A 6,425-nucleotide genomic window follows, 5' to 3' on the forward strand; every position below is an offset into this window, starting at 1 on the left:
GCTGTTGGCACAATATTTCGTTACATTTGGTAAATGTCACACTAAGGTTCCCCATTACAGCAAAATAAAATTATGTTTTTTATGGAAAAAAATTGCTTTTTTTGAATAAAATCAACAGAATTAGGACTTACGCATTGACAAAAAATTGATTATAGCAATCCTAAATCATTCGTGAAAATGAATGATACATAAATATTTTGGTAAAATCAAAAACTTGATGATGAGTTACAATCTCAAATATTTTTTTTACTGAAGTAAAAGATTTACAGAGATGATAAAACTCTCGAATAAAATTTTTAGCCTGCAACCAAATATCTTCAACCGGGTTTTGTTCCGGGTCGTTAGGAGCAAAACGAATACAAGTAATTTTCCATTTATCTTCATCAAGACCTTTATTCACCAAGTCAAGGTATTCTTTCATTTCCGCAGAACGATGATAACTTGCTCCCTCCGGGTTCGCCAGTTTGGCGGGACGGTACAGGCAACCGCCAACTGGACTCACCGTCCCATATTAACGCAATACGGCTTTTAGGATACTGAGTGATTAAGTATTTAAGAAACGCGATCGCATACTCAGAGTTACCTTTTTTATAGGGTTTGACTATGAACTCTTGAGTATAATAGTTAAGCGCACCAAAGTATGTTTGTCTTTGTTTTTCATTAATAACTGGTATTTCAATTCGTTATGAGCGTATTACCCCAAACATACCCGCAAATGTCGCCCCACAGCACTCTTACATTCATCCTCGAAGAATACAACCATCTCTCCAGATACGATTTCACGTTGATGGGCATCTAACCAAGCGATTATTTCGCGTTTTTTTTTGCAACTAATTCTGGGTCAATATTAGGATTCTTTTTTTGCGTCTTTTTCCAGCTAATCTTTGCCTGCCTAAATAATTCGTAGTAGCTTTGATTTGACTTCATCGTTACATCAAAATTATCTTTTACATATTCTTTAAGTTCAGATAAATGCCAATAATTTTTCTGTTTGAGCCAGTCAATAACACTTTGCTTTTGCACACAATTCAAATAACCTTTCGACCCTTTATGCTTAAGTTTCAGCCCTGTGATACCCGACTCGCCAAAAATATATTTCCATTTGTTAACAAAACCTATGGACACACGTAAGATTTTTCCGATTTCTGAATGGGTATAGTTTTGCATAACCATCTGTACTGCGATCGCTCGCTTTAATTCTCTGGGGTCTGGGTTCCCTTGAATGAAATTTATCAACTCTTCCATTGCTTAAAATACACTCTACTTATCCCACTTCTACTTCAGCATATACATAACTGTGATTTTTCACAAATCATTTAGGATTGCTATAACATCTGGAAATTTTCTCAAAAATGCTAAGTTAAAATTATCTTACTCAGTTATAAAGTTACAGGCGATCGCTATGATTGTAGAAACCCCACCCCGTCACTACTCGATTGAGGAATACTTCGCTCTTGAGGAAACTACCGAGTACCGCAACGAATACCGCAATAAAGAAATTGTTCCAATGACAGGAGGCTCAATTAATCATAACCAAATTATTGCTTTGAGGTTTTATCAAAATCTACAAGTAGCCGCAATCTTTGGGGATAAATTCACTTTATACCGTTCCATTAGCGAATTTCAAGAATATATTTTGATAGACCAATATCAAGTACATATCGAGCAGTTTAGCAAAACCCCAGAGGGAAACTGGCTTCTCACCGAATCTGATGCTGAAGATCAAATTTTGAATTTAGTTTCAGTTAAGTGTCAAATTCCCCACCATCAGATTTATGAGCGAGTTAAGTTTGAATAAATGAGCAATATATTAGTTAACTTATCGATTGTTTTTTCTAAACCGACAGGTATAAGTAACTATGCCACAAATCTTTTTCCCTATTTAAAAGCTATTAACCCAACTTTATTAACGGCACAAAATTATCCTGAATTTAATTGCTATCCAGTACCAGATAATCTTACTCCGGCTCAAGGCACAAAAGGGCATTTAAACCGCTTACTTTGGACCCAATTTGAACTGCCACAAATCTCTAAAAAGCTAAAATCTCAACTTTTATTTTCTCCTCTGCCGGAAGCACCTTTATTTTCTAACTGTCGATTTGTTGTGATGGTTCACGACTTTATCCCGTTGCGCTTTCCCAAACGCTTTTCACCTTTGTTGCCTTATCATCGCTACTATATTCCCCAAGTCGTTGCCCAAGCACAACACGTTATCTGCAATTCTCAGGCTACAGCAAACGACATTATTAAGTTTTGTCAAATTCCCGCGAGCAAAATTACGCCTATTCCCCTAGCACATGATGGTAATCATTTTCGCCCTTTGTTTGGGAGAGGGGGAGAGGGGGGGATGGGGAGAGCGGGAGAGCGGGAGAGCGGGAGAGCGGGAGAGGATCGCTTCTACTATCTTTATATTGGGCGACATGACCCTTATAAGAACCTGCATAGACTAATTGCTGCTTTTGCTGCAATACCTAACTGCAAAGACTACGAACTCTGGTTAGCAGGATCAACTGATGCACGTTACACTCCAGCTTTGCGATCACAAGCCGAAGAATTGAACATAAGCGATCGCGTAAAATTCCTCGATTATGTATCTTACAATCAATTGCCGAAAATAATTAATAACGCGATCGCCCTCGTCTTTCCCAGTCTCTGGGAAGGCTTTGGTTTCCCAGTTTTAGAAGCAATGGCTTGCGGCACTCCCGTCATCACCTCGAATCTCTCCTCATTACCAGAAGTCGCCGGCGATGCAGCGATTCTCATCAATCCCTACAACAAGTGCGAAATTACAGAGGCAATGCAAACAATTGCTACTGATAGACAATTGCGCGATCGCCTTTCTGCCCAAAGCATCATTAGGGCAAATCAATTCAGTTGGGAAAAAACCGGATTTGCCACCGTCGAAGTCCTCAAAAGATATTTGTGAATGTTAGTTGTTAGTTGTTAGTTGATAGTTGATAGTTGATGGTTGTTGGTTGATAGTTGATAGTTGAACAACAACTCCAAACTCCAAACTCCAAACTCCAAACTCCTAACTCCTAACTCCTAACTCCTAACAACTAACCACTAACAACTAACTCCTAACAAATTTAGGACGTTCTCACTGCCCCAGAGTAAATTAAACCGCGTTGCATATCCATTGTCAAAATTGCCCCATCGCGAATTACTTGCGTAGCTTTTTTCACCCCAACAATCACCGGCACGCCGAGACGCAAGCCAATCACCGCAGCGTGACTTGTGAGACTTTCCTCTTCAGTAATAATACCTGCAGCTTTTCTAATTGCATCAACAAAATCGGCACTTGTGCGGGGGGCGACCAAAATATCTCCGTGATTAAAGTTACTCACATCCCAGCCACTGTTACCGACTCGTGCGCGACCGCTGACGGAACCTTGTCCGAGTCCAATTCCTTGACCTAATACGGCTGTCACGACTTCAACTTTAATCAAATCCGTCGATCCAGAAATTCCTTGGAGAGTGCCAGCACTCATCACTACCAAATCCCCTTCAAACAAAAGCTGATTTTCTTGAGCAACATTGATCGCAGCTTGAAAAGTCTGACCGGCGGAAGGCAGTTCTAGCACCAACAGCGGTTTGACTCCCCAGACCAACTGTAATTGCCGTGCCACATTGACGTGAGGAGTTACAGCCAAAATCGGTGTTTGCGGACGGAATTTAGAGACATTGCGAGCTGTTGCGCCGGTTTGCGTTAAAGTCATAATTGCTGCCGCTGCGAGTTGCTCGGCAATTTGCCCCACCGCTTGACTGATGGCGTTAGGAATCGATCGCCTGGTATCTTTAGAGAGACGATTATTTGATTCTCGCGCTTGTTCCTGCTCAATCCGTTCGGCAATTCGTGCCATAGTTGCTACAGCTTCCACTGCGTATTCCCCCACCGCAGTTTCATTAGAAAGCATCACCGCATCCGTGCCATCTAAAATCGCGTTTGCCACATCCGACACCTCGGCGCGAGTTGGACGGGGATTGTTCACCATACTGTCTAACATCTGGGTAGCGGTGATGATGGGAATTCCCATGCGATTTGCCGTGGCAATCAGCCGCTTTTGCAGGATAGGAACATCTTCTGCGGGTAATTCTACGCCTAAGTCGCCTCTAGCTACCATTACACCATCACACAAAGCCAGAACTGCTTCCATTTGTTCGATCGCTTCGTGCTTTTCTATTTTGGCAATTACTGGCACTTGTTTACCGGTGCTAGAAATTAGCTCTTTAATTTCGATCATGTCCTGCGGATTGCGGACAAACGAAAGTGCTATCCAATCTACGCCTTGGTCTAGACCGAACATTAGATCCTCGCGGTCTTTGTCAGTCATCGCTTTAATTGAAAGGTAAACACCGGGAAAGTTCACACCCTTGCTGTTAGAAAGTTTACCAGCCACAGTGATGCGACAATGCAAATCGCCTTTTTCGCGGTTAATTTCCTCCACGACCATTTCCACTCGTCCATCGTCAAGAAGGATTTTTGCGCCAACGGGGACTTCCTCTGCCAAATAATCGTAGGTAACGCAGCTTATATCTTGCGTGCCAATCACCGGACGATTTGTCAAAGTAAAGCGATCGCCTTTTGCCACAACTATAGATCCATTCTCAAACTTACCCAAACGAATTTTTGGTCCTTGCAAGTCTTGGAGAATACCCACAGGCTGATTTAGTTCAAAGGCAGTTTGCCGAATTAAGCGAATATTACGTTGATGATCGGCATGACTACCGTGGGAAAAGTTTAGCCGCAGCGTCGTGGCACCAGCTTCAATAATAGCCTTGAGCATTTCTGGGCTGCTGGTAGCAGGACCAATCGTAGCGACAATTTTTGTCCGGCGTAGAGAATCTCTTAGTTGCATAAGGCTGAATAAGCGCGATCTATCTTGGGAGTCATACTAAGTTAAATGGCATCTATTTTCAGTCGCTGGTATATCCAAGCAGCTAGGGAAGTGGGGGAGTGGGGCAGGGGGAGGATGGGGAGAGGGGGGGATGGGGAGAGGGGGGATGGGATGGGGAGAAAAAATTGTCTCCTTGTCTCCTTGTCTCCTTGTCCCCCTTGTCCCCCTTGTCCCCCTTATCCCCCTTGTCCCCCATCCCCCCATCTCCCCATCCCCCCATCTCCCCTAAAGGGTTCGTCACAGAATCATATCGTTATTCAGCTACAGATATCCTAAAATGGGGATAAATCTTGCTACACAAAACTTTATTATTAATGAGTTTGTATCGTAGTGATTACAAAATTTGATTAACAAGGAGTTAAAAATGGTAACGTCGGAGGCACAAAAGCCACTGACAGTCCCACCGAAGGAATTTTTAGCGCCTCCGGGTGATTTTAATCCCACGCTGCTAATGTTACTAACGGCAGTGACAATGTTTGTTTTATCTAACTTCGGTTACTGGATGTGGGAATGGCAGCACTGGCTATGCTTTAGTGTGAATACGATCGCTTTGCACATAGCTGGCACGGTGATTCACGATGCTTGTCATCAGTCTGCCCATCGTAACCGGGTAATTAATGCCATTTTGGGACATGTCAGTGCATTGATGCTCGTTTTTGCCTTTCCTGTGTTTACGCGGGTACATTTGCAGCATCATGCTCATGTAAACGATCCAGAAAACGACCCAGACCATTATGTTTCTACTGGCGGACCGCTGTGGTTGCTTCCAGTCCGCTTTTTATACCATGAGGTATTTTTCTTTCAGCGGCAGCTGTGGCGCAAAAATGAGCTGATAGAATGGTTTCTCAGTCGGTTGTTTGTGGCGGTAATTTTTTACATCTCAGTTCAATACCACTTTTTGGGTTACATTCTCAATTTTTGGTTTATACCTTCGGCGGTAGTTGGGTTAGCACTGGGATTATTTTTTGATTATCTACCGCATCGTCCTCATGAAGAACGCGATCGCTGGAAAAATGCCAGAGTTTACCCCAACCGAATTCTCAATATTTTGATTATGGGGCAGAATTATCACCTAATTCATCATTTGTGGCCCTCTATCCCCTGGTATAATTACCAGCCTACATATTATATGATGAAACCCCTTTTAGATGAAAAAGGTTGTCATCAAACTTCCGGACTGTTACAAAAGAAAGACTTTTTCGAGTTCGTTTACGACATCTTTTTAGGTATTCGCTTTCATCACAACAAAGTAGAATAATAAAGTAGAGACGTTCCATCGGAACGTCTCTACTAAATATCCCAGTTAAAATCCAACAAGAGTAAGCAGTTTATTTAGTATCTATCAAACTTTAAGTAGTAAGGACTTCAGTCCTTAAAATGTTATGAGCGGTAAACCGCTCACCCTCCGCTCCTCGCCAGTCGCTCATGGGGAGCCAGTGCCGTGGGCGGGTTTCCCGCCCAACGCACTGCCTCCCCTTGGCGCTAGCCTCTCCCAAAGGGAGAAGACCGCGCTGGCTCACTACGAAG

Annotated in this window: 5 protein-coding genes and 1 pseudogene; 3 read left to right on the plus strand and 3 right to left on the minus strand. The window is 42.8% G+C overall.

Annotated elements, in window-relative coordinates; all coding sequences use genetic code 11:
- Nucleotides 1-160 precede the first annotated feature (160 nt).
- Nucleotides 161-1,245 (minus strand): annotated as a pseudogene (locus AABK37_RS26865) (IS630 family transposase).
- Nucleotides 1,246-1,402: 157 nt separating this feature from the next.
- On the opposite strand from AABK37_RS26865, the gene AABK37_RS26870 reads away from it, so the two are divergent.
- Nucleotides 1,403-1,798 (plus strand): Uma2 family endonuclease, encoded by a 396-nt coding sequence (locus tag AABK37_RS26870; protein ID WP_432554561.1) that lies wholly within the window; start codon nucleotides 1,403-1,405, stop codon nucleotides 1,796-1,798.
- Nucleotides 1,799-2,926, plus strand: a complete 1,128-nt coding sequence (locus AABK37_RS26875; RefSeq protein ID WP_432554562.1) for a glycosyltransferase family 4 protein — start codon at nucleotides 1,799-1,801, stop codon at nucleotides 2,924-2,926.
- Nucleotides 2,927-3,089: 163 nt separating this feature from the next.
- Here AABK37_RS26875 and pyk read toward each other — a convergent pair whose 3' ends face one another.
- Both pyk and AABK37_RS26885 read right to left on the minus strand, forming a co-directional pair.
- Nucleotides 3,090-4,859 (minus strand): pyruvate kinase, encoded by a 1,770-nt coding sequence (gene pyk / locus AABK37_RS26880; RefSeq protein WP_432554563.1) that lies wholly within the window; start codon nucleotides 4,857-4,859, stop codon nucleotides 3,090-3,092.
- Between the two features lie 82 nt (nucleotides 4,860-4,941).
- Nucleotides 4,942-5,118, minus strand: a complete 177-nt coding sequence (locus AABK37_RS26885) for a hypothetical protein (RefSeq protein ID WP_432554564.1) — start codon at nucleotides 5,116-5,118, stop codon at nucleotides 4,942-4,944.
- Between the two features lie 144 nt (nucleotides 5,119-5,262).
- On the opposite strand from AABK37_RS26885, the gene crtR reads away from it, so the two are divergent.
- Complete coding sequence (gene crtR / locus AABK37_RS26890; protein WP_432554565.1) at nucleotides 5,263-6,156, plus strand: beta-carotene hydroxylase; 894 nt, start codon at nucleotides 5,263-5,265, stop codon at nucleotides 6,154-6,156.
- Nucleotides 6,157-6,425 lie beyond the last annotated feature (269 nt).

Source organism: Tolypothrix sp. VBCCA 56010 (assembly GCF_050875635.1).
GTDB lineage: Bacteria > Cyanobacteriota > Cyanobacteriia > Cyanobacteriales > Nostocaceae > Hassallia.